The organism is Kitasatospora aureofaciens (assembly GCF_001188955.3).
Classification (GTDB): Bacteria; Actinomycetota; Actinomycetes; order Streptomycetales; family Streptomycetaceae; genus Kitasatospora; species Kitasatospora aureofaciens.
Genome location: NZ_JPRF03000015.1, coordinates 54,398 through 77,200 on the forward strand (window position 1 = coordinate 54,398; position 22,803 = coordinate 77,200).

The following is a 22,803-nucleotide window of genomic DNA, read 5'->3' on the forward strand; positions in this document are numbered from 1 at the left end:
GCTCGTTCCATTTCCGGGGCCTTCGCCCGCGCACTCCACAGGACCACCTCACCGGGCACACCACAGGGCCGTGAGCTGCGGGCGGCTCCCGTGATCCCCGCCATACCGGGGTGCTTCATGGCATGAAAAGTCGGGGCGCTAGCGTTGACCCCAGCAGCCACCTGCTCCCCCAGGGCGGCGTGGAGGGAGTAAGGCCTTGAATTTCGTGGCGGCGACCGGATCCTCGTGGATCTGCGCCCTTGCGCTCTTCGCCGTACTCGGCGACGCCCTTCTCCCCTTCATCCCGAGCGGAACGCTGGTCATCCTGGCCGTGCTCAAGACGGCACAGATCAACGGCGCCCCGGTGCTGCTCGGCCTGGGCGTGGCGGTGGCCTCCTTCCTGGGCGACCTCCTGTTGCTCCACCTCGCCCGTCGCGGCGCCCCAGTGCTGCAGCGCCGGATCGCCCGGCGCCCGAAACTGGCGGCGAGCGTGGCCCGGGTCCAGCAGTCACTGGTCGAGCGCCCGCACGGCGGGGCTGCCGCGATGGTGGTGGTCGCGCGGTTCGTGCCGGCCGGGCGGACCGTCCTGGACCTGGCCATCGGCCACTCCCCCGCCCATCCGCACCGCTTCCTGCACTGGTCGGCGCTGGCGGGGCTGGTCTGGGCCGCTTACATCGTGACGCTGGGTTGGCTGAACAGCCACTGGTTCAACACCGCCTGGCTGAGTCTGGCCGTCTCCTGCGCGGCGGCTACCGCCGTCAGCACCGCGATCGCCCGAATAGTGCGCCGCAACCGGCGGCTGGCCACGCTGTGACCAGCCCCGCCGCGGCTGGCGCCTTTCGGCCGCGGGATGCTGTCAGGAGCACAATTTTCCCTTACGAGCGACGGCCCGCACCGAGTGCTGACGAACTCTGACCGGGCCGGACAGGGCGGCGGTACCGTACTCCCCTGACGCCGCGCAGTGTGAAGCGTCACAGGACCGCAACAGACGACGGATCCCTGCAGCCCAGCCCGGTGCCCCCGACGTGTTGACTGGCGTCGGAGCCCGGCGACCTTGGTGGCCGCTGTGGCGACATGACATGCTAACGGCGGAATATTCATCAATTGCCCGATTTGACCGGTGCGGCCCGGGGCCGCCCCCACCACCGGCGATCGGCACCCAGGGGAGACCATGACCAGCATCTCGCGCAGGACGGTGCTCAGTGCGACCGCTGCGACCGCGGCCCTCGGCGCGGTCGCTGCCTGTTCCAGCAACGGATCCGGTTCGGGGCAGGACTCCACCTCACATTCCTCCTCCGGCACCAGTCCGAAGGCCGGGCAGACCGGCACCACCGACCCGACCCAGGCCGTGGTGCCCAAGGGCACCCCGATCGGCGACGGCTCCACGGCGGACACCGGTCCGCAGCCGAACCAACCCAAGCCCGAGAAGCTCAAGCCGGGCGAGCGCCCGCCGCAGTTCGTGGTGTTCTCCTGGGACGGCGCGGGCGGCACCGACGACGGCCAGTTCCCCCGCTTTCTCAAGCTGGCGGAACAGTACAAGGCCACGATGACCTTCTTCCTCTCCGGCATATACGCCCTGCCCAAGGACAAGTCCCAGCTGTACCACCCGCCGAAGCACGCGGTCGGCGCCTCCGACATCCCGTACCTCTCGGACGGTGCGGTCAAGAGCACCCTCAAGCTCGTCAGCCAGGCCTGGCTCGCCGGGCACGAGATCGGCACCCACTTCAACGGGCACTTCTGCTCCAGCCGCCCGGACAAGAACGGGGTCAACATGTGGACCCCGGACGACTGGCAGAGCGAGATCGACCAGGCCATCGCCTTCGTCACCCAGTGGCGGACCAACACCGGCTTCACCGACGTCGATCCGCTCCCCTTCGACTACAAGAAGGAGCTCATAGGCGGCCGCACCCCCTGCCTGGAGGGCCAGAAGGCGCTGCTGCCGACCATCGCCAAGCTGGGCTGGAAGTACGACGCCAGCTCCTCGGGCGGCCTCCAGATATGGCCGCAGAAGGTGCAGGACGGCAAGATCTGGGACTTCCCGCTGCAGTCCATACCGTTCCCCGGCCACACCTTCCAGGTCCTGTCGATGGACTACAACATCCTGGCCAACCAGTCCAACGGCAGCACCAAGGGCGACCCGTCCAAGTACGGCGACTGGCGGACCCAGGCCACCAACTCCTACCTGGCCGGCTTCGAGCGCGCCTACAACAGCAACCGGGCGCCGTTCTTCATCGGCAATCACTTCGAGCAGTGGAACGGCGGCATCTACATGGACGCCGTCGAGGAGACGCTCAAGGCCATCGCGGGCAAGCCCGAGGTCCGGCTGGTCTCGTTCCGGCAGTTGGTCGAATGGCTGGAGGTTCAGGACCAGTCGACCCTGCGGAAGCTGCGCACGCTCAACGTCGGCCAGGCGCCCTCCGGCGGCTGGGAGAGCTTCCTCGGCGCGGCGGGCTGACCCGACTTCTACGGCCGGCGGGTGTCCGCACCCCGCCGGCCGTTGCCGTTCCGTGGCTCCGGCGTCCCGTCATGTCGTTGGGCTGTGGCTCCGTTGCGCCGTTGCGCCGTTGCTTCCGGGACCGTCACCCGGCGGCGGAGACGTCCGCGAGCAGCCTGCGGACGATCTGGTCGGCTCCGGCCTCGCCCCAGAGGATCGAGTAGTGGTTGGTGTCCGGCACGAGCGCGGCCGGAACCCGGTCCCCGTCCAGCCCGGACAGCTCGATCCGCTGGTGGTCGTACAGCCCTTGCGGCTCGTCGAGGAGGCCGCGCTCCGCCCAGAGCAGTTCGGCCGGGCAAGGCAGCCGATGCACGGCCCCGGCCGCCTCCCGGTCCAGCAGGACCTGGGCACCGTCGGTCTGCACGGCCTCCAGCACGCAGGAGGAGCGCAGTTCGGGCTCGGCGCCGACGAGGTCGCGCTGGGTATAGGCGTCGATCCCGTCCGACCAGCTGCCGTCGAAGGCCGGATGACGCTGCCAGAACTCCCGGTAGGCGGCCCGGTCCGGGAAGGTCATCGACAGCCGGGCCAGTGCGGGGCCGAGCACCGCTGCCAGGGCGTCCTCCTCCCGGACGCCCTCCGGGAGCGGGAAGCTCAGCGCACCGTCCACCAGCAGAACCCGGCGCACGAGTTCGGGGTACCGGACGGCGGTCAGGGCGGTGACCCAGGCCCCCATCGAGTGGCCGACGACTGTCACGGGCCCCGCGCCCAGGGCGGCGACCAGCGCGGCCACGTCGTCGGCGTGCCGGGCCAGCCCGTACGGTCCGGCGACCGAGCGGCTGGCGCCGCGGCCCCTCAGGTCGGGCGCGAGCAGGGTGACCCGACCGGCGAGCCGGCGGGCGATCTCGTACCAGGCCAGGCCGTTGGCGGTGATGCCGTGCACCGCCACAACGGTCGGGGCCCCCGGCTGGTCGGCGGGCCACCGCAGGACGGCGAGGTCCCCGCCGGGTACGGGGACGGTCAACTCCTCGGGCTTCAGGGGCGGCTGGCTCACGCGGGGGTACCTCCGGTGGGACGGGCGGCGGGCACGCCGGTCGGCGTGCGGACCGAACGGGCGGATCGGGCGGCACGGATGCGGGCGGGCAGCCCGGCCAGGCCGCCGGGGAGCAGGTAGACAACGGCGACGAACAGGGCGCCCAGCAGGAACAGGGGTTGGGAGAGCGGCACGCGCAGCACTGCGGGCAGGTCCGCGACGGCGTTCGAGTTGGCCAGGTCGCCGAGCCGGTGGCCGGCCCACGTGTAGAGCACCCCACCGAGCAACGGCCCCCAGCGGGTGCCGGTGCCTCCGAGGACCACCATGACCAGCAGAGCGAGCGTGGCGTCCGAACCGGCGGCCTGCGGGGTGGCCCCGCCGGTGAGCAGCAGGTAGACCACGCCGCCCACTCCGGCGAGCGCACCGGACAGCACGAAGGCGACCAACTTGTAGCCGTAGGGCCGCAGTCCGAGCACCTCGACCCGGCGCTCGTTCTCCTTGATGCCCTCCCAGACCCGGCCCGCCGGTGAGTGGACGGCCCAGTGGACCGCGGCGACCGTCAGGACCAGGTAACCGACGGCGATCCAGTAGAGGTTGGCGGTGTTCTCGATCCCGAGCAGGCCGGAGGGCAGCAGCTCGGCCGGGGCTGACCGTCCCTCCTCGCCGCCGGTGACGCCACCGGGGTTGCGCTGGACGAGGATGGCGCCGGCCTGGGCGAAGGCGAGGGTGACCATGGAGAAGCCGATGCCGGTGACCCGCAGGCTCACCGAGCCGAGCAGCAGGGCCAGCAGCGCGGTGCAGGCGACGCCGAACGCCGCGGCGGCGGCGAAGGGGAGTCGCAGTTCGAGCATGCCGAGGTCGGTGCCGTAGAGCCCGGTCGCGAAGTAGAGCGCGTGGCCGAAGGAGAGCAGTCCGGTGCGACCGAGCAGCAGGTCGTAGCCGGTGGCGAGGGCCCCGTAGAGCAGGCACAGGGCGATGAGTTGGAGGCTTCCCGGGCTGCCGAGCGGGCCGTCGAGCAGTCCCGGGACGGGAAGCGCACTGTATGGGGCGACAAGGAGCGTGATCAGCGGGGCGATCGGCCACCAGCGTAGCGCTGCGTGCATCCGTGTCCAGCGGTTAGTGGCCGAATCACCTGTTCGAGGGATGGCGCCGGTCTCGTCCGTTTGTTCACAATGGGTTCCGGCAAGGCTGGTGTCAGTCCCCCTTGCCACAGTGGCGGTGTCGGTGGAGCTGGTGTCAGTCCCCTCTGCTGACAAGGTGGTCACGGCAGGGCTGGTGTCAGTCCCCCCTGCCGAGATGGCGGCGCTGCGGGCGGCCGCTGGGCCACCGGTGCTCGTGATCGGAGTTTCGGCGCTCACGCGAGCCTCCCGGTGAGTCCACGGGGTCGGACCAGAAGCAGCACGGCGAGCAGGACGACGACCGAGAGGTCGCCGAGCCCGGTGCCGGTGTAGTAGTTGGCGAACTGCTGGACGAGGCCGACGCCCGCCGAGGCGGCGGCGGCCCCGGTTACGGATCCCATGCCGCCCATCACCACGACGACGAAGGCGAAGATGAGCAGGCTGGTCCCCTGACCGGGATTGACCGAACCGAAGTAGAGGCCGCCGAGGGCGCCGCCCAGCGCGGCGGCCGCCCCGCCGATGGCGAAGACGAGGGTGAACGCCCTCCGGACGTCGATGCCGAGCGCCGTGACCATCGCCCGGTCCTCGACGCCGGCCCGGACGATCAGCCCGTAGCGGGTGCGGGCGAGGAACAACCGAAGAGTGAGCAGCAACAGCGCGGCAGCGGCCAGGAGCACGAAGCGGTTGACCGGGACGGTCGCACCGAGCACGTGCCAGGTGCCGGCCAGCAGGGCCGGCTGGGGAAAGGGGCGGGCGTCCGCGCCCCAGATCCCCATGAGCAGGGCGGGTACGGCGAGCCCGACCCCGACGGTGGCGAGGATCTGGTCGCGCGGGCGGCTGTAGAGCGGCCGGATCAGGAAGAGTTCCAGCATGACGGCGGCGGCCGTCCCGACCAGGGTGCCGAACGGCACTGCGAGCCAGAAGGAGAAGCCGGCCTCCGTACCGGCCCACCAGGTGGCATAGGCGCCGATGGAGAGCAGGGCGCCGTGCGCGAAGTTGAGCACGTCCATCAGACCGAAGATCAACGAGAGACCGGAGGCGACCAGGAAGTACAGCGCACCGAGACCGAGTCCAGTACAGGAGAGGAGAACAACGGTGTCCATCAGGGCCTCACCTCCGTGGTGACGACAGGGGTGGCAGCCGGGGAGGCCGCCGACGAGGTGGAGGACGACCGGGGTCCGCCGGCGAGCGGATGACGGGAGCCGACGCCGAGCAGGCGGCGGGCGGCCTCCTCGTCGGCCAACAGCTCAGCGGTGTCGCCCCGGTGGGCGGTTCGGCCATCGGCCAGGACAGCACAGGTGCCGGCCAGTCGGCGGACGAGCGCGAGGTTCTGCTCGACCAGGAGAACGGGCACGGCCTCGGCCGCTCGCGCCAGTACCTCGGCCACCTCGGAGACGATCTTCGGCGCCAGGCCCTTGGTGGGCTCGTCGGCGATGATCAGCCGGTTCCGGTTGAGCAGCGTCCGGCCGATCGCCACCATCTGCTGCTGACCGCCGGAAAGCGTCCCGGCCAGCTGTCCGGCCCGCGCCTTGAGTTCGGGGAAGAGCTCGTGGACGAGCGCGTAGTTCGGCTCACCCGCCTCGGCTCCACCGCGGACTTCGCGCTCGGCGAGGCGAAGGTTCTCGGCCACCGTCAGGCCGGCGAAGATCCCCCGGTCCTCGGGCGCGTAACCAATGCCATGTCGGACTACCAGATGCGTGGAGAGCGAGGAGATTTCAGCACCGGACAGCCGAATGCTTCCGGTGCGCGGCACCAGGCCCATGACGGCCTTCACGGTGGTGGTCTTGCCGGCACCGTTGCGACCCAGCAGTGCGGTGACTCCGGCGGAGGCCACGTCGAAGTCGACGCCGTGCAGGATGTGCAGCCCGTCGATGACCACCCGCAGGTCACGGACGGAGAGGAGGGGTTCGACGGCGGACGAGGGCGAGGACGACGGCGAGGGCGACGAATGGGCAGTGGCAGAGGAGGACGGACGCGTCGAGGACGACGGAGAGGAGGTCACAACGCCTCACCAAGATAGGCCTGTTGAACGGTCGGATCGGCCATCACGGCCTCGGGGGTGTCCAGGGCGAGCAGGGTGCCGTGGTGCATCACCGCCAGGCGGTCGGCCAGGCCGAGCAGGACGTCCATGTGGTGCTCGACCATCAGAACCGTCCGGCCGAGGCCACGGTGCACGGAACGGATCAGTTCGGTGAGGGCCGGCACCTCCTCCGCGCTGACACCTGCCATCGGCTCGTCCAGCAGGATCAGCCGCGGATCGGAGACGAGCAGGACGGCGAGTTCCAGCTTGCGCTTCTCGCCGTGGGAGAGCGCTCCGGCCAAGGTATCGGCGCGGTGGCTGAGTTCGGTGCGGTGCAGGGTGTCGGCCACCTGCTCCGAGTAACGGTCGGCGCGGCGCCAGAGGCGGTACGAGGCTCGCGGTCCGGCTGCCGCCTGGGCGGCCAGCCGGACGTGGTCGGCGACGGTCATCCCCGGCCAGAGGGAGGAGGTCTGGAAGGTGCGGCCGATTCCACGCCGCGCCCGGGCGTGCACGGCCTCGGCGGTGACGTCCGTGCCGTCGAGGTGGAGGCTGCCGTGGGTCGCCGGACAGATGCCGGAGATCAGGTTGAAGAGGGAGGTCTTGCCGGCCCCGTTGGGCCCGATGAAGGCGATGAACGCGCCTTCGCCGACCGAGAAGGAGACGTCCTCGACGATCGGCACACCGCGGACGGACCAGCCGAGGCCGTCCAGTCGCAGCACCGGAGCGGAGGGATCCGGAGAAGGAGGACCCAGGGACGAGGAACGTGGCACGGAGGAGCGCCGGGCAGAGGCAGCAGAGACGGAGGTCGGAGGAGTCGAGGCCGGAGGAGTGGACGCGGCGGGAGCGGGCATCGGGATCAGCCGGCCATCGGGGTGACCGGGGGCGCCACCTCGTCGGCGGTCAGGGTCTTCTCCACCGAGGGCTTGGCAGCGGCCCCGGCTCCGGTCAGCCGGACCTGGAACATCGGCTGGAGGAGGGCGTGGTCCTCCGCCCGGACCGTGGTCCGGCCCTTGACGCCGTCGAAGCTCCAGCCCTCCAGCGCCTTGACCAGCGCCGAAGTGTCCTCGGCGGAACCGTGGTTGGACTCGACGGCGTGCACGATCATCTGAGCGGCGGTGAAGCCGTCCGGAGTGAAGATGTCGGGCCTGCCGCCCCCGGCGGTGACGGCCTCGGTCATGGCCTTCTCCACCGGGGTGCCGGCGGCGCCGTCGAAGTAGTGGTTCAGGAAGGAGATCTTGTCGCCGGCCGGGCCGAACAGCGGGTAGGAGGCGGCCAGGTCCAGGCCGGTGACGACCTTGGTGTCGGCGAACACGTCCTGCTGGTTGAGCGCCGTCCACAGGGCCGACGCGCTGTCGCCGGCCCAGGCGACGAACAACAGGTCGGGCTTGGCGGTCTTGGCCTGGGTCGCGAACGGGGTGAGGTCGGTGGCGCTCGGCGGGGCGAGCACCTGCTCCACCGTCGCGCCCTGGGAGCCGAGCACGGCCTTCACGGCGGCCACGTTGGCCTGCCCGAAGGCGTTGTCCTGAGCGAGCACGGCGACCTTCTTGCCCTTGGCGTCACCGATGAACGAGGCCGCCGTCCTGATGTCCTGGTAGGACTGGCGGCCGGAACGGAAGGTGTACTTGTTCAAGCCGGTGACCTTGTCGGCGGCGGCCGGTCCGCTGATGAAGAGCACTTTGTTCTGCGAGGCGATCGGGCCGACCTGGAGGGCGACGCCGGAGGCGGTGGAGCCGGCCAGGACCTTGTAGCCCTTGCCGATCAGGTCCTTGGCGGCGGACACCGCCTTCGCCGGATCGCCCGCGTCGTCCTGCTCCTCGAACTCGATCCTGTGCCCGTCGACCTCGCCGGTGCCCTTGGTCGCGTAGCTCAGACCGGCCTTGAAGCCGTCCAGGTACTGCTTGCCGTAGGCCGCGAGCGGACCGGTCCTGGAGTACACCAGGCCGACCTTGACCGGGGTCTTCGCGCCGCCTCCGCCCCCTGAGGCGGTCCCGGCGGTCCCGGCGGTACCGGCCTCGGCGCAGCCTGCGGCGAGCAGGGCGCACGCGGCCACCGCGGCGAGCTTCCGGGCCGGTCCGTCGGGCAGTGCCGCGCCCGGGCGGGCGCCGGAGGCGGTCCTGGTGAGGGCTGTGGTGCTGCGCATGGTGACCGACTCCTGGGGATGCGGCGGGGTGGATGCCGGAACCGTAGGTGTGCGGTGGGACCGGCAACATGTGCCCGGTCGACGTAGCAGCCCGCCGCGATGTGGCTCCGGTCGACATACCGCCCGCCCGGTGCCACGCTCCGGGCGTCCGGATGTGGCCCGCCGACACGGGTCCGCCCCCGTCCATGGCGGTGGCCGCCATGGCTGCGGCGCCGCGTGCCCGGCCACGGTGGAGAGGGCGCGGTGCCGGTTGGGTGCAGCCCCGGCCGCCAGCCCCCGGGGTACAGCCGTCGCCGCCCCCGCCCCCGCCGTCGCCCCCCCCGTCGCCCCGATCCCGATCCCGACCCCGCCACATCTTCCTCTCTCCCTCCCAGTCCCTCATGAGGTGATCCCTTGGACAAGGTCCTCGACTCCCCCGCCGCCGCGGTCGGCGACATACCCGACGGTGCGGTGCTGGCCGTCGGCGGCTTCGGCCTCTGTGGCATCCCGAGCACCCTGATCGGCGCCCTGGTGAGCGCCGGCACCACCGGTCTGCGCGTGGTGTCGAACAACTGCGGGGTGGACGACTGGGGGCTCGGCCTGTTGCTGCGGGCGGGCCGGATCTCCCGGATGACCTCCTCGTACGTCGGGGAGAACAAGGAGTTCGCCCGGCAGTACCTCGCCGGGGAGTTGGAGGTGGAGCTGACCCCGCAGGGCACGCTGGCTGAGCGGTTGCGAGCAGGCGGTGCCGGCATCCCGGCGTTCTTTACCCCGGCCGGGGTCGGCACCCAGGTCGAGGAAGGCGGGCTGCCCTGGCGCTACGCCGCGGACGGCTCGGTGGCGCTGGCCTCACCGCCCAAGGAGGTGAGGGAGTTCGGCGGTCGCCGGTACCTGCTGGAGGAGGCGATCACCGCGGACTTCGCGCTGGTCCGGGCCGAGGTGGCGGACCGGCACGGCAACTGCGCGTTCCACGCGGCCGCCCGGAACTTCAACCCGCTCTGCGCGACGGCGGGCCGGATCACCCTGGTCGAGGCGGACCGGATCGTCGAACCGGGCGAGCTGGACCCGGATGCGGTGCACCTGCCCGGCGTGTACGTCGACCGGGTCGTGGCCGCCGATCCCGAGGACCGCCGCATCGAGCGCCGGACCGTCCGCCCCGCCCTCCAGGAGGTCTGAACCGATGCCGGCCCCCAGCAACCCCGCCCTCGCAAGCACCCGCGCCTCCGCCCCCACCCCCACCCGCGCGAGCACCTCCGCCCCCACCCCCGCCCACGCGAACACCTCCACCCCCACCGCAACCTCCGCCTCCGCCCCGCTCGACCCGCGTAACGCCCTGGCCGCCCGCGCCGCCCGAGAGTTGCGCGACGGGCAGTACGTGAACCTGGGCATCGGTCTGCCCACCTTGATCCCCAACCACCTCCCGCCGGGCGTCCGGGTGGTGCTGCACTCGGAGAACGGCGTCCTCGGCGTGGGCCCGTACCCGGTGGAGGGTGCCGAGCACCCCGATCTGATCAACGCGGGCAAGGAGACGGTGACGGTCACGCCCGGAGCCGCCTACTTCGACTCCGCCTTCTCCTTCGGCATGGTCCGGGCCGGTCGGATCCACGTCTCGGTGCTCGGTGCGATGCAGGTGTCCGCCACCGGGGACCTCGCGAACTGGATGATCCCCGGCCGAATGGTCAAGGGCATGGGCGGCGCGATGGACCTGGTGCACGGCGCCCGACGGCTGATCGTGGTCATGGAGCACACCGCCAGGGACGGCTCGCCGAAGATCGCCCGGGAGCTCTCGCTTCCCGCCACCGGCAGGCAGGTGGTGGACCGGATCGTCACCGATCTGGCGGTCGTCGACGTGACCCCGGAGGGGCTGCGCCTGGTGGAGACGGCCCCGGGTGTGAGCCCTGCCGAGGTACGGGCGGCCACGGACGCTCCCCTTCTGTCGCCGCACTGACCGCACGCCGGCCCCCGTTTCCGGAATTCCGCCGCATTAGCACCATCACGGACCAGAATGGCCGGGAACCGTGGCAACTTCACGCTTGAGCGGTGATCGTTGCGCGGAGCTGTTGCCATCAGCGTTACGCTCCGGGAGAGTTGAGCAAGCCAAGGATCCCACCGCATCCGGAGGGGAAGCTGGACGGTGCACCGGGATCCCGCATTCGAAGCCGCCGCGCAGGCCCACAACTGAACCGGTCGCACACACTCCACGGGCCGGGTTCCGCACGGTGGATTCCCGGCACCGGAGTGCGTGTTGGACAGCCCGGAAACTGTGGGACGGCCCGCAGTTCACCGGGCCGCGTTCTATCGGCACGGCTCCGGAGCGAGGCGGACAACGCCGGGCACAGCATCCCGCAACACTCCGGGGGGAGCACGCCATGACCACGCCGTCCTCGCCGTCCCAACCGTACAAGCCGCCCTCGCCGTCCAAGGCGCCCAGGTCCAGGCCGCCCAAGCCGCCGTCGCGTCGAAGGGACGCCGAACCGGCCCAGCGGAGCAGGGCGCGCGAGGCTGTGCTGCGCGACGTGCCGGTGCCCGAAGCGCCCTATGACTACGGTCACTTCAGCCGGCTGGCCGGCCCTGCGGTCGATCCGGACGAGGACCGGGAGCTCGGCGGCGGTGTCTACCGGCCGGACCCGGGCAGCCCCCGGGACCCCACCGGCACGGAGCCGGCCACGCCGTACCGGGTCCAGTACCGCAGCCTGCTGCGCCACGAGCCGCACCGGATCCGGGCCGGCCTGCTGCTGGTGACCGCCCCGCTGGTGGAGGCGATCCTGCTGGTCTGGCTGCTGCTGCCGGAGCACTGGCCGGAGCGCGTCGACGAGACCGACGTCCTGGTGCTGCTCGGCGACAAGGTGATGATCGGGATCATCGCGGTGGTCGAGGTGTTCCGGCTGGTCAACGTGGTGTCCAACACCCACGCCACCCTGGTCGCCCGCGATCCGGTACCGGTGACGCCGGAGCCCGGCACCCGGGTCGCGTTCCTCACCACCTGCGTGCCGGGCAAGGAGCCGCCGGAGACGGTCCGGGCCACGCTGGTGGCGGCCCGGGCCGTCCGGCACGAAGGGCCGTACGACGTCTGGCTCTTGGACGAGGGAAACGATCCTGCAATGCGGGCCCTGTGCACCGAGCTGGGAGTCCGCCACTTCAGCCGCTCCGGCCGCCCGCACTGGAACCAGCCGAAGGGGCGGTTCCGTGCCGGGACCAAGCACGGCAACTACAACGCCTGGCTCCAGGCCCACGGCGACGACTACGACTTCTGGGTGTCCGTCGACACCGACCACGCCCCGCTGCCCGACATCTGCGAGCGCATGCTCGGCTACTTCCGCGATCCGGACGTGGCATTCGTGGTCGGCCCCCAGGTGTACGGGAACTACCGCAGCTCCGGCTCGGCCGTCACCAAATTCTCCGAGAGCCAGCAGTACCTCTTCCACGCCCTCGTCCAACGCGCCGGAAACCGTTACGGCGCACCGATGTTCGTCGGGACCAACAACGCCGTCAGAATCCGCTCGCTCCAGTCGATCGGCGGGTTGTACGACTCCATCACCGAGGACATGGCCACCGGTCTGGAGTTCCACCGGAGCCGGAACCCGGAGACCGGAGAACGCTGGAAGTCCGTTTACACCCCGGACGTGCTCGCGGTGGGCGAAGGTCCGTCCTCCTGGACCGACTTCTTCTCCCAGCAACTGCGCTGGAGCCGCGGCACCTACGAGACCCTGTTCACCCAGTACTGGCGGGTGCTCTGGCGGTTGTCGCCCGGCCGTCTGCTCAACTACTCACTGATGGTGGGCTTCTACCCGATGGCGGCGCTGACCTGGCTGCTCGGCGGCGTGTCCAGCGTGCTCTACCTGGGCTTCGGTGCCTCGGGCGTCCACGTCTCCTCGGAGATCTGGATGATGCTCTACAGCGACGCCGCCGCGCTCCAACTCCTGCTCTACACCTGGAACCGCAAGCACAACGTGAGCCCGCACGAGCCGGCCGGCTCCTCCGGGATCGCGGGCATGGTGATGTCCGCGGTCTGCGGCCCGGTCTACGCGGCCTCGCTGCTCCAGGCGCTGTTCCGGGTGCGCAGCCGCTTCGTGGTGACACCCAAGGGTCGCTCCGCCAGCGCCGACCGGATCGGCACCTTCCGCTACCACCTGTTCTGGGCGGTGGTGTTCGGCGGCGCCGTCGCCGCGTCCTTCCACACCGGCTACGACCACGTCGCGATGCGCACCTGGGCCTGCATCGCCCTGGCCCTGACCGTGCTGCCGCTGCTGATCTCGACCGGCGACGCCGTCCGCCGCCGTCGTACCCGGCCCACCGCCACCCTCACCGTGACCGGCGGCCCGTCCGCCACCCCGACGGTCGTCCTGGAGAAGCGCCGCCCTCGCCACGCCCGCCCCGCGCCCACCACCGACAGCGGCATCACGACGAACAGCGACACCCCGACGCCCGGCACCACGACGAACAGCGACACCGCCGCGCTCGACAGCCCGGTACTCGACAGCCCGGCACTCGACAGCCCCACGCTCCAGCTCCGCCTGACGCCCGCCCCGCCCGACCACGCCGGGAGCGGCACGCCCACCCGCTGAGCCACTCCCGCCCGCCTCCCGAGGGGAGCACCACCGTGAAGATCCGCAAGGCCGGCCGCACCAAGCGCCTCGCCCTCGGCAGCACCGTCGCGCTGACCGTCGCCGGGATGAACGCCCCGGCCGTGCTCGGCTTCGCCGGCGCCCAGTACCACCAGTACGTGATCAACCGCCCCGAGTACAAGGGACAGTACGGCCACTGGCAGACCCTGGCCCTGCCCGCCGAGTTCCGGGTCAACGCCGTCCACGCCACCCTCCTGCGCACTGGCAAGGTGCTGATCGTGGCCGGTTCCGGCAACGACGAGAAGCAGTTCAACGCGGGCACCTTCAAGAGCCTGCTCTGGGACCCTGCGAAGAACACCTACAAGCTGATACCCACCCCCGCCGACATGTTCTGCGGCGGTCACACCTCCCTCCCGGACGGCCGGGTACTGGTGGCCGGCGGCACCCAGCGGTACGAGAAGCTGGACGGCGCGGTGAAGAAGGCGGCCGGCGTGATGCGGGTGCGCAACGAGAGCCCGGAGCGCTCCCGCACCTTCCCCAAGGGCACCGTCTTTGTCGCCCCCAACGGTCGCGAGTACACCAGCACCGTCGAGGTGACCGTGCCCGCGGCGACCAAGACCGGCGCCGGGAAGCAGACCGTGGTCACCGCCGGCGAGCAGCACGTGTTCGTCGAGGCGGTCGGCGAGGGCCCGGACTATGTGACCAACTCCCCGGCCCAGTACCGGATCAAGGGCCTGACCGGGGCCGACGCCCACAACCTGTACGGGCAGAGCGAGAAGCTGACCCTGGACAAGCAGGACTACCAGGGCATCCGCTCCGCCTTCGAGTTCAACCCGGACACCGAGCTCTACGAGCAGGTCACCGACATGTCGCACGCCCGCTGGTACCCGACCCTGACCGGGCTGGGCGACGGCCGGGTGGTCACCGTCTCCGGCCTGGACGACACCGGGCAGATCCTCGACGGCAACGACAACGAGGTCTACGACCCGAAGTCCAGGACCTGGGCCAAGGCCCCCGACCACTACTTCCCGACCTACCCCTCGATCTTCCTGACGGCCACCGGCAAGCTCTTCTACTCCGGTTCCAACGCGGGCTACGGCCCCGCCGACAAGGGCCGTGAGCCCGGCCTCTGGGACCTGTCGAACAACTCCTTCCGGCCCGTCCCCGGCCTGCGCGACCCGGGCCTGACCGAGACCTCCTCCTCGGTGCTGCTGCCGCCCGCGCAGGCGCAGAAGGTCATGGTGCTCGGCGGCGGCGGGGTGGGCGAGTCCCCGCTGTCCACGGCCCGCACCGACATCGTCGACCTGTCCGCGCCCGGGCCCGCCTACACCCCGGGCCCGGACCTGCCGGCCGGCGGCACCCGCTACCTCAACAGCGTGATCCTCCCGGACGACACCGTGTTCACCACCGGCGGCTCCAGCGGCTACCGCGGCCGGGGCGGGAGCGACCTGCTCAAGGCGCAGGTGTACCACCCGGATTCCAACACCTTCAGCACCGCCGCGGAGCCCACCGTAGGCCGCGACTACCACTCCGAGGCGCTGCTGCTGCCGGACGGCCGGGTCGCCGTGCTGGGCTCCAACCCGCTGTTCGCCGACAAGGCCGAGACCCAGCCCGGCGGCTTCGAGCAGCGCATCGAGATCTACACCCCGCCGTACCTGTACCACGGCGACCGCCCGGAGGTGACCGCCGCACCCCAGTCGGCCAAGCTCGGCGGCACCCTGCGGGTCGGCGCCGCCCGGCCGGACGCGGTGACGACCGCCAAGCTGATCCGCCCGAGTTCGGTGACCCACGTGACCGACGTCGAGCAGCGCTCGGTCGCCCTGGACGTCACCGGGCGCACCGCCGACGGCGTCTCGCTCACCCTCCCGGGCAACCCGGATCTGCTCCCGCCCGGCTGGTACATGTTGTTCCTGACGGACGCCGCCGGCACCCCGTCGGTCGCCCGCTGGGTCCAGGTCACCGGTTGAGCCCGACCACCACTCAGTGCGCCGCCTGCGCCAGCCCGAGCGCGTACGGCAGCCAGAACTGGCCCGCCGGGGGTTCACCGCGCCCGCACTGGCCGTCCGACTCCCCCGGGTTCTTGATCCACAGGTAGGCGTCGACCCCGGGCCGGCCGGTCTCGGTGGTCGGCGCCTCGCCGAGCGCCCGGCCCGGCGGGTTGCACCAGGAGTCGGCGCCCGCCGAGCCGTTGCCGCTGCGGCTGGTGTCGATGACGAAGTGCTTCCCGCCGAGGGCGGCGGAGAGCCGGTTGCCGTACGCCGCGTTCCGGTCGGTCGGGTAGAAGTTGGCGACGTTCACCGCGAAGCCGTCGGCCACGGCGATGCCCGACTTGCGCAGCGCGGCAGCCAGGTCCTCCGGGTCCTGGGCCCAGCCCGGGTTGCCCGCGTCCAGGTAGACCCGGACGTTCGGACGCTTCTTCAACTCCTGTACCGCGAAAGCCAGCAGGCCGTACCGCTCGGCGGCCAGGTCACCCTTGACCCCGCAGCTGTCCAGGGTGTGGGCGACGGCGTCCGGCTCCAGCACCACCCAGGCCTTGCGGTCGCCCAGGGCTTCGGCGACGCCGGTGATCCAGGAACGGTAGGAGGCGGCGTCGGGGGCGCCGCCGGCCGAGTACTGGCCGCAGTCCCGGTGCGGGATGTCGTACGCGACGAAGACGGCCGTCCGACCCGCCTCGGTGGCCCGTCGGCTCACCTGGTCGGCGATCTCCCGGGCGCCCTGGTCGCCGAGCCACTGGGAGGACGGCTGGGCGGCGATCCGCAGCAGGGTGTCCGCCTCGGCCGACCGGCCCTGGCTGCGCAGCACGCCGACCTGCTGGGCGGCGTTGGTCCGGTCGGACACGTAGAAGGCCTGCCCCGGAAGCTGGTTGAGGACCACCGGCCCGGCCGCCGGGCTGCCCGCGGGTGTACTGGTAGGAGAAGCCGACCTGGCGCCGCTCGTCCCCCCGGCGCCGCCCGAACCGCTGCAGCCGGGCACGGTCAGCACCAGCCCCGCGACGGCCAGCGCCGCCCAGCGGGAGGCCCTGGCGCTCCGAAACGTTCCTGCCCGTCCCACCCCGCGCACGTACCGCCCCTCCGAAGCCCGCAACCGCCCCCGCCCCAGGACCGGTCCGGCCACCGGTCGGCACCAGCTAAGCACACCCGCCCCCGACCGACGGCAGCCATCGGTGAACGGCAAGTGGCCGTGGGCGAACGGGGATCCGACCCCGCCCACCCACGGCCACTCACCGCCCCCCGACGCCGGATCCCGGCCCGGCTCCCCCCACCACCGGGCCGGCACCGGCTCGGCGTCAGCCCTGCTTCAGGTCCGGCACCCGCCAGTCGATCGGCTCTCCACCGAAGTCGTCCAGAGCCGTGTTGATCTGCGAGAACGGACGGCTGCCGAAGAACAGCTTGGCGGACAGCGGCGACGGGTGCGCGCCCTGCACGACCACGTGCTTCCCGGTGTCGATCAGCGGCAGCTTCTTCTTGGCGTAGTTGCCCCACAGCACGAAGACCACCGGCTCCTCGCGCGCGCTCACCGCCTTGATCACCGCGTCGGTGAACTTCTCCCAGCCCTTCGCCTTGTGCGAGTTGGCCTCGTGGGCGCGGACCGTGAGCACCGCGTTGAGCAGCAGCACGCCCTGCTCGGCCCAGTGCATCAGGTAGCCGTTGTCCGGGGCGGGGACGCCCAGGTCGGCGTCCAGCTCCTTGAAGATGTTGCGCAGCGAGGGCGGCGTCTTCGTCCCGGGCAGCACCGAGAAGCTCATGCCGTGGGCCTGGCCGTTGTCGTGGTACGGGTCCTGCCCGAGGACGAGCACCCGGACCTTCTCGTACGGGGTCGCCTCCAGCGCCGCGAACTCCTGGCCGCTCGGCGGGAACACCTCGTGCTGCGCGCGCTCGGCCGCCACGAAGGCCGCCAGCTCGGCGAAGTACGGCTTCTCCGTCTCGGCGCCCAGCACCTCGCGCCAGGACTCGGGCAGCTCCAGCCCGCCGCCCCCGCCGGCCTCGACCACGCCCGCCTCGACCGTGTCCGTCACGACATCTACCTCCCACACCGCGGCTGCTGCGCCGCCCGCCCTCTTACACCCCGAACGCTACACAGCCCCACCGACAACTCACTCCACGGGAGCCGAGCCAGCAGCCGACTCGGGAACCGAGCCAGCAGCCGACTCGGGAACCGGCGAGGCAGGAACCGACGGAGCAGGAGCGGGAGCCGAAGCGGCGGAAGCACCCGCCGCCCGCACCACCCGCAGGTACTCCACCCCGTTGAGCGCCACCAGCAGCACCGCCAGCACCCCCAGCACCACCAGCGCAGGCAGCCGCACCATCGCGGGCAGCAGACCCAGCACCACCACCGCCGCGGCGATCCGGGTCGTCGACATCCGGCGGAACATCATCCAGCGGGTGTACCCGAAGGTCAGCAGGTACAGCCCGCACCCGCCGTACAGCAGCGCCACCGACCCGGCGCCGAGCGCCCGCCACGGGTCGGCCACTGTCTCCTCGAAGCCGACCGCCACCCCGATCACCCCGGCGGCCAGCGCCAGGTGCCCGTACTGGAAGATCCGCCGGACCACGTCCCGCCGCGAGTCGGCGACCTCCACGGCGTGCCGCATCGCGTCCGCCGCGAACACGAAGTACTGCCACCACAGGCCGGCCGAGATGGTGAACGCGGCAGCCACGGCGAGCAGTTCGGGCACGTCCAGCCGGGCCACGGCGGCCGAGCCGCCGATCCCGACGACCGACTCGCCGATCGCCACCAGCAGGAACAGTGCGAACCGCTCGGGCATGTGCGACGGATGGTAGGCCACGTCCGCGAGCCGCCGCCGGAACACCAGCGGCGCGGAAAGGTCGCAGAGCGCGGCCGCCGCCCACAGCACCAGCCTCGGGCCGTCCGGCAGCAGCCCGCCGACCAGCAGCAGCGGCCCGCTGGCCAGCACGCCCGCCCCGTACGGACCGCGCCAGACGCCCGGGACGCGCACCAGCAGGAGCAGCAGCACCACCCGGGCCAGCCAGTACGCGGCGCCGAGCAGCACGCCCCGGCGGCCGTACGCGCCGGGGACGGCGAGCGCCATGAACAGGCCGGTCAGTCCGACCAGCAGGATGCCGAGCCGGTCCCGCAGGTTGTCGACGTCCCGGATGTTGGCCTGCACGGTGGTGCCGACCCAGCACCAGTAGACCGGCACGAACACCACCAGTGCCCGGACCAGCCCGGTGAGGTCGTGCTGGTGGTGCAGCAGTCCGGAGACCTGGGTGATCGCGAAGACGAAGACCAGGTCGAAGTAGAGCTCCGCCCAGGTGACCCGCTTCTCCCCGGAGCCCGCAGCCTCCCCCGCCGCCGCGCCCGCCGCCGCGCCCGCCGCTTCCCCCTTCGCTTCCCCCGTCGCACTCATCCGCGCCCTGCCTCCCCGCCCTGCGGCACACCTACGAGACGAGCCCCGCCCCGGCGCTCGGCCGGAACGGGGCTCGCGACTGCACCGCAGAGGCTAGACCAGCTCGACCAGGTCCGCGATCGACTTGACCACCCGGCTCGGCCGGTACGGGAAGCGCTCCACGTCGGCGGCGGAGGTCAGGCCGGTGAGCACCAGGACGGTCTCCATGCCGGCCTCCATGCCCGCGACGATGTCGGTGTCCATCCGGTCGCCGATCATCACGGCGCTCTCCGAGTGGGCACCGGCGGTGTTCAGCGCCTCACGCATCATCAGCGGGTTGGGCTTGCCGACGAAGTACGGCTCCACGCCGGTGGCCTTGGTGATCAGGGCCGCGACCGAGCCGGTGGCCGGCAGCACCCCCTCGGTGGAGGGGCCGGTCTCGTCCGGGTTGGTGCAGATGAACCGGGCGCCCTGGTTGATCAGGCGGATCGCCTTGGTGAGCGCCTCGAAGGAGTAGGTGCGGGTCTCGCCGAGGACCACGTAGTCGGGGTTGTTGTCGGTCAGGACGTACCCGGCCTGGTACAGCGCGGTGGTGAGGCCGGCCTCGCCGATCACGTACGCCGTGCCGTTCGGCCGCTGGCCCGCCAGGAACTTGGCGGTGGCCAGGGCGGAGGTCCAGATGCACTCCTCCGGCACCTCCAGGCCCATCCCGGCCAGTCGGGCGCTCAGGTCGCGCGGGGTGTAGATGGAGTTGTTGGTGAGGACCAGGAAGGGCTTGCCGGACTCCCGCAGCCTGCGCAGGAACTCCTCCGCGCCGGGGATCGGCGTGCCCTCGTGGATGAGGACACCGTCCATGTCGGTCAGCCAGGACTCGATGGGCTTGCGGTCTGCCACGTGCGTGTCTCCCGAGGTGTTGCAACGTCTTGCGTGGGGCCCTGACCCGGCACAGCCTAATCCGCGCGGGTGACCGGGGACAGGACGTCCCGCTGGGCGGAATGCGGCGACCCGGCGGCGGGCGGGCAGCGACCCGACAGCGGCCGAGCAGCGGCCGTACGACCGCCGGGCGGCGTCCGTACGGCCGAACCGGGAGCAACCGGGCGCCTCGTGATTGAGTAGGCGGCATGAATCCGCAGACCCCCCGCGCCCCGCACGACCGCCCGCTGCGCGTCGGCCTGATCGGCTACGGCCTGGCCGGCTCCGCCTTCCACGCCCCGCTCATCGCCACCACCCCGGGGCTGCGGCTGGACGCCGTGGTCACCGCCAACCCGGAGCGCCGCGAGCAGCTGCGGCAGGAGCACCCCGACGCCCGCGCGGTCGACACCCCGGAGCAGTTGCTCGCGGACCCGGACGCGCTGGACCTGGTCGTCATCGCCTCGCCCAACCGCACCCACGCCCCGCTCGCCCGCGCCGCCCTGCGGGCGGGCCTGGCCACCGTCGTGGACAAGCCGCTGGCCGGCACCTCCGCCGAGGCGCTGGAGCTGTGCCGGCTCGCCGACGAGCGGGGCGTCCTGCTCTCGGTGTTCCAGAACCGGCGCTGGGACGGCGACTTCCTCACCGCGAGCCGACTGGTACGCGGCGGGGCGCTCGGCCGGGTGCACCGCTTCGAGTCCCGTTTCGAGCGCTTCCGTCCCAAGCCCAAGCCGGGCTGGCGCGAGCTGGCCGACCCGGCGGAGATCGGCGGCACCCTGTACGACCTGGGCAGCCACCTGGTCGACCAGGCGCTCACCCTGTTCGGTCCGGTCGAGACGGTGTACGCGGAGATCGACGTGCGGCGCGACGGCGCGGTGGTGGACGACGACGCCTTCCTGGCCCTGACCCACGCCTCCGGCACCCGCTCCCACCTGTGGACCAGCGCCATCACCCCGCTGATCGGCCCCCGGCTGCGGGTGCTCGGCGACACTGCCGGGTACGTCAAGCACGGCATGGACCCGCAGGAGGCGGAGCTGCGGTCGGGCCACCGCCCGGACGGCAGCCACCCGTGGGGCGCCGACCTGCCCGAGCACTACGGCACCCTGGGCAGCGACGAGTCCGCGATCTCCCTGCCCACCGACCCGGGCGACTACCCGGCCTACTACGCCGGCATCGCCGCCGCCCTGGCCGTCCCCGGCACCCCGCCCCCGGTCGACCCGCGCGACGCGGTCGCCACCCTCACCGTCCTGGAGGCGGCCCGTACCTCGGCCGCCACCGGCACGACGGTCCGGCTGGACTGACGGCCGCAGACGGCGGGGGCTCACAGCCCGATGATCTCCACCGCCGAGCCCAGGCCCCGGAAGTCCGCCACGTTGCGGGTGTACAGCGGCAGTCCGTGCGCGGAGGCGACGGCGGCGATCATCAGGTCGATCCGGCGGGGGCGCGGCTGGCGACCGGCGGCGATCGTCAGGGTGACGAGGGTCCCGTAGCGGGCGGCGGCGGCCGCGTCGAAGGGCAGCGGGTCGAAGTCGGCCATCGCCGCGCCCAGCACCTCCAGCCGGGCCGCCCGGCTGACCGGGTCGCGGGCCATCGAGACGCCCTGCTGGAGCTCGGCGAAGGTGATCGCGGTCAGCTCGGGCACGGCGGGCAGGTCGGCCGGGTTCAGCAGCGCCAGGTCGATGTACACGCAGGTGTCCAGCACCCCGGCGGGCCGCCGTCGGGGTGCTCTGCGGCGCTCAGCCACGCCGCCGCTCGAACGGGTCGTCGCCCTCGTCCCCCACCAGTTCCTCGGGCCCGAAGTACTCCTCGGCCTCCTTGCGCATCTCCTGGTAGTCCACCCGCGGCAGCTTCACGTGCCGGGCCACCAGCTCCTCCGCCGTGAGCCTCCGGCGTCCGGACACCGGCCGCAGCTCCGCGACCTCGACCCCGTTCCTGGTGATGTGGAAGGTCTCCCCGGCCTCCACAGCGTCCATCACCGCGGCGGAGTTGTTCCGGAACTCCCGCTGGGTAATCGTCTTCATGGATCCACGGTAGCCCCGTGTAGCACGGGTGGCTACGGCTCGCGCGAGCACTCCTCCGCTACGCCGTGCGCCCGTCCGCCCCTTCGCCGGGAACCCGACGCACCGTACGATCGTCCTGCTGTACGACCGGGAGCCCGGAGACATCGAGAGGAGCGTGTGCCGTGGGCGTTGTGGCGTTCCTGCTCGGCCTGCTCCGGATGTTGACCGGACAGCTGGTGACCGACGGCGGCGCGCTCACGTCCGTAGCCGCCGTGGCGGCCGTGGCCCTGGTGGCCGGTGCGGTCGCGGGCGCCCTGGCCGGGGCGCGGCTGTTGGGGGCCCGGGCCCCGGCGGCGGTGCGCAGCGGAGTGCTGCGGCGCCGGGCGTTCCGTACGGCGTTCCTTCCGCAGCGTGATCCGGACGCCCGGGGCAGGCGACGCCCCAGGGCGCCGGGAGCGGCCCCGGCGGCCGCGTAACCTCTCATCGCTCCATCGCCGTGGGTTCTTCGCGGCCGTCCTCCGCCGATCACTCATGTCCTGAGACCCCGGAGGGCTCGCTCAACCATGTCCGTTCTGTCCGTTCTCGACCCGGCCGTCACCGTCGCCCACGCCGTGGTCTCCGCCATCGCCCACGTCCTGCCGACCGCGCTGGCGATCGTCCTGTTCGTCCTCGCCGTACGGCTGTGCCTGCACCCGCTGGCACGGGCGGCGGCGCGCGGGGAGAAGGCCCGTTCGAAACTCGCGCCGAAGGTCGCCGAGCTGAACAAGAAGCACCGGAACAGCCCGGAGAAGGCTCGCGAGGCGCTCGCCGAGCTGTACCGGAAGGAACAGGTCTCGCCGTTCGCGGGCTGCCTGCCGATGCTGGTCCAGATCCCGTTCTTCTCGGTGATGTACCGGCTGTTCACCACCCCGAACGACCTGCTGGACCACACCCTGTTCGGGGTGCCGCTCGGCCTGCACGTCGGGAACGCGCACGGCGCCGGGCAGTTCGCGGTGTTCGGCCTGCTGTACGCCGGGCTGGCGGCGGTCGGGTACGTCAACTACCGCCGGGCCCGGCGTGCGGCGGCGGCGGCGCAGACCACCCCGCAGCCGGGGGCGGCGCTGCTGCCGTACCTGTCCTTCGCCTCGGTGCTGTTCGCGGTACTGGTGCCGGTGGCCGCGGGGCTCTACCTGCTGACCACGAGCGTGTGGTCGGCCTCCGAGCGGGCCTGGCTGTACCGGGGTACGAACCAGGCCCCGGCGGCGGCGCTGGCGCTGTAGCGCGTCGCGGTCGCCCGCGCGCT

General features: G+C 72.0%; 21 protein-coding genes. 9 read left to right on the forward strand and 12 right to left on the reverse strand.

Features of this window, described 5'->3' with window-relative positions:
- The first annotated feature begins 205 nt into the window (after nt 1-205).
- Both HS99_RS08230 and HS99_RS08235 read left to right on the forward strand, forming a co-directional pair.
- Nucleotides 206-793 carry a DedA family protein gene (locus HS99_RS08230; RefSeq protein WP_050366769.1) on the forward strand — a complete coding sequence of 196 codons (588 nt, stop codon included), beginning with the start codon at nt 206-208 and terminating at the stop codon, nt 791-793.
- Nucleotides 794-1,150: 357 nt separating this feature from the next.
- Nucleotides 1,151-2,434: a polysaccharide deacetylase family protein gene (locus HS99_RS08235; RefSeq protein WP_030290070.1), complete on the forward strand. Its 1,284-nt coding sequence runs from the start codon at nt 1,151-1,153 to the stop codon at nt 2,432-2,434.
- Nucleotides 2,435-2,558: 124 nt separating this feature from the next.
- On the opposite strand, the gene HS99_RS08240 is transcribed toward HS99_RS08235, so the two are convergent.
- The 6 genes from HS99_RS08240 to HS99_RS08265 form a co-directional block, all read right to left on the reverse strand.
- On the reverse strand, nt 2,559-3,464 hold the full coding sequence (locus HS99_RS08240; protein WP_030556922.1) for an alpha/beta fold hydrolase: 906 nt from the start codon (nt 3,462-3,464) through the stop codon (nt 2,559-2,561).
- Entirely contained in the window at nt 3,461-4,546 is a 1,086-nt protein-coding gene (locus HS99_RS08245; protein ID WP_078867681.1) for a branched-chain amino acid ABC transporter permease, read from the reverse strand. Before HS99_RS08245 ends, HS99_RS08240 begins: the two co-directional genes overlap by 4 nt.
- Nucleotides 4,547-4,797: 251 nt before the next feature.
- Nucleotides 4,798-5,664: a branched-chain amino acid ABC transporter permease gene (locus HS99_RS08250; protein WP_030290073.1), complete on the reverse strand. Its 867-nt coding sequence runs from the start codon at nt 5,662-5,664 to the stop codon at nt 4,798-4,800.
- Nucleotides 5,664-6,446, reverse strand: a complete 783-nt coding sequence (locus HS99_RS08255; RefSeq protein ID WP_046387181.1) for an ABC transporter ATP-binding protein — start codon at nt 6,444-6,446, stop codon at nt 5,664-5,666. Before HS99_RS08255 ends, HS99_RS08250 begins: the two co-directional genes overlap by 1 nt.
- 113 nt (nt 6,447-6,559) lie before the next feature.
- Nucleotides 6,560-7,300 (reverse strand): ABC transporter ATP-binding protein, encoded by a 741-nt coding sequence (locus tag HS99_RS08260; protein ID WP_043388915.1) that lies wholly within the window; start codon nt 7,298-7,300, stop codon nt 6,560-6,562.
- A gap of 137 nt (nt 7,301-7,437) precedes the next feature.
- Nucleotides 7,438-8,721: a substrate-binding domain-containing protein gene (locus HS99_RS08265; protein ID WP_030556927.1), complete on the reverse strand. Its 1,284-nt coding sequence runs from the start codon at nt 8,719-8,721 to the stop codon at nt 7,438-7,440.
- Between the two features lie 393 nt (nt 8,722-9,114).
- Between HS99_RS08265 and HS99_RS08270 the strand changes: the two genes are divergently transcribed.
- The 4 genes from HS99_RS08270 (at nt 9,115) to glxA (ending at nt 15,232) form a co-directional block, all read left to right on the forward strand.
- Nucleotides 9,115-9,876, forward strand: a complete 762-nt coding sequence (locus HS99_RS08270; RefSeq protein ID WP_030290081.1) for a CoA transferase subunit A — start codon at nt 9,115-9,117, stop codon at nt 9,874-9,876.
- Between the two features lie 4 nt (nt 9,877-9,880).
- Nucleotides 9,881-10,648 (forward strand): 3-oxoacid CoA-transferase subunit B, encoded by a 768-nt coding sequence (locus HS99_RS08275; protein ID WP_191898880.1) that lies wholly within the window; start codon nt 9,881-9,883, stop codon nt 10,646-10,648.
- A gap of 421 nt (nt 10,649-11,069) precedes the next feature.
- Nucleotides 11,070-13,265: a glycosyltransferase family 2 protein gene (locus tag HS99_RS08280; protein ID WP_078958688.1), complete on the forward strand. Its 2,196-nt coding sequence runs from the start codon at nt 11,070-11,072 to the stop codon at nt 13,263-13,265.
- Nucleotides 13,266-13,300: 35 nt separating this feature from the next.
- Nucleotides 13,301-15,232 carry a radical copper oxidase GlxA gene (gene glxA, locus HS99_RS08285; protein WP_030290749.1) on the forward strand — a complete coding sequence of 644 codons (1,932 nt, stop codon included), beginning with the start codon at nt 13,301-13,303 and terminating at the stop codon, nt 15,230-15,232.
- Between the two features lie 13 nt (nt 15,233-15,245).
- Here glxA and HS99_RS08290 read toward each other — a convergent pair whose 3' ends face one another.
- The 4 genes from HS99_RS08290 to HS99_RS08305 form a co-directional block, all read right to left on the reverse strand.
- Nucleotides 15,246-16,325: a glycoside hydrolase family 6 protein gene (locus HS99_RS08290; protein WP_232543254.1), complete on the reverse strand. Its 1,080-nt coding sequence runs from the start codon at nt 16,323-16,325 to the stop codon at nt 15,246-15,248.
- 226 nt (nt 16,326-16,551) lie between these two features.
- Nucleotides 16,552-17,229, reverse strand: a complete 678-nt coding sequence (locus HS99_RS08295) for a uracil-DNA glycosylase (protein ID WP_030290743.1) — start codon at nt 17,227-17,229, stop codon at nt 16,552-16,554.
- 129 nt (nt 17,230-17,358) lie between these two features.
- Entirely contained in the window at nt 17,359-18,633 is a 1,275-nt protein-coding gene (locus HS99_RS08300; protein WP_063737811.1) for a low temperature requirement protein A, read from the reverse strand.
- A gap of 93 nt (nt 18,634-18,726) precedes the next feature.
- Nucleotides 18,727-19,506, reverse strand: a complete 780-nt coding sequence (locus HS99_RS08305) for an HAD-IIA family hydrolase (RefSeq protein ID WP_030290738.1) — start codon at nt 19,504-19,506, stop codon at nt 18,727-18,729.
- Nucleotides 19,507-19,733: 227 nt separating this feature from the next.
- Here HS99_RS08305 and HS99_RS08310 point away from each other — a divergent pair, with 227 nt between their 5' ends.
- Nucleotides 19,734-20,822, forward strand: a complete 1,089-nt coding sequence (locus tag HS99_RS08310; RefSeq protein WP_030558058.1) for a Gfo/Idh/MocA family oxidoreductase — start codon at nt 19,734-19,736, stop codon at nt 20,820-20,822.
- 20 nt (nt 20,823-20,842) lie between these two features.
- Here HS99_RS08310 and HS99_RS08315 read toward each other — a convergent pair whose 3' ends face one another.
- Together HS99_RS08315 and HS99_RS08320 are read right to left on the reverse strand one after the other, a co-directional pair.
- Complete coding sequence (locus tag HS99_RS08315; protein ID WP_037831599.1) at nt 20,843-21,265, reverse strand: type II toxin-antitoxin system VapC family toxin; 423 nt, start codon at nt 21,263-21,265, stop codon at nt 20,843-20,845.
- Nucleotides 21,258-21,542, reverse strand: a complete 285-nt coding sequence (locus tag HS99_RS08320) for a type II toxin-antitoxin system Phd/YefM family antitoxin (RefSeq protein WP_030290733.1) — start codon at nt 21,540-21,542, stop codon at nt 21,258-21,260. The genes HS99_RS08315 and HS99_RS08320 overlap by 8 nt, the downstream gene beginning before the upstream one ends.
- A gap of 161 nt (nt 21,543-21,703) precedes the next feature.
- Here HS99_RS08320 and HS99_RS08325 point away from each other — a divergent pair, with 161 nt between their 5' ends.
- Nucleotides 21,704-21,997: a DUF6412 domain-containing protein gene (locus HS99_RS08325; protein ID WP_030290731.1), complete on the forward strand. Its 294-nt coding sequence runs from the start codon at nt 21,704-21,706 to the stop codon at nt 21,995-21,997.
- A gap of 87 nt (nt 21,998-22,084) precedes the next feature.
- A complete protein-coding gene (locus HS99_RS08330; protein ID WP_030558056.1) occupies nt 22,085-22,780 on the forward strand; it encodes a YidC/Oxa1 family membrane protein insertase in 696 nt (231 codons plus the stop codon).
- Nucleotides 22,781-22,803: the final 23 nt, after the last annotated feature.

Coding starts and splice junctions, on each gene's coding strand:
- HS99_RS08235 (WP_030290070.1), top strand. CDS start 1,151: ATGACCAGCATCTCGCGCAGGACGGTGCTCAGTGCGACCGCTGCGACC.
- HS99_RS08245 (WP_078867681.1), bottom strand. CDS start 4,546: ATGCACGCAGCGCTACGCTGGTGGCCGATCGCCCCGCTGATCACGCTC.
- HS99_RS08250 (WP_030290073.1), bottom strand. CDS start 5,664: ATGGACACCGTTGTTCTCCTCTCCTGTACTGGACTCGGTCTCGGTGCG.
- HS99_RS08265 (WP_030556927.1), bottom strand. CDS start 8,721: ATGCGCAGCACCACAGCCCTCACCAGGACCGCCTCCGGCGCCCGCCCG.
- HS99_RS08275 (WP_191898880.1), top strand. CDS start 9,881: ATGCCGGCCCCCAGCAACCCCGCCCTCGCAAGCACCCGCGCCTCCGCC.
- HS99_RS08280 (WP_078958688.1), top strand. CDS start 11,070: ATGACCACGCCGTCCTCGCCGTCCCAACCGTACAAGCCGCCCTCGCCG.
- HS99_RS08300 (WP_063737811.1), bottom strand. CDS start 18,633: ATGAGTGCGACGGGGGAAGCGAAGGGGGAAGCGGCGGGCGCGGCGGCG.
- HS99_RS08310 (WP_030558058.1), top strand. CDS start 19,734: ATGAATCCGCAGACCCCCCGCGCCCCGCACGACCGCCCGCTGCGCGTC.
- HS99_RS08320 (WP_030290733.1), bottom strand. CDS start 21,542: ATGAAGACGATTACCCAGCGGGAGTTCCGGAACAACTCCGCCGCGGTG.
- HS99_RS08330 (WP_030558056.1), top strand. CDS start 22,085: ATGTCCGTTCTGTCCGTTCTCGACCCGGCCGTCACCGTCGCCCACGCC.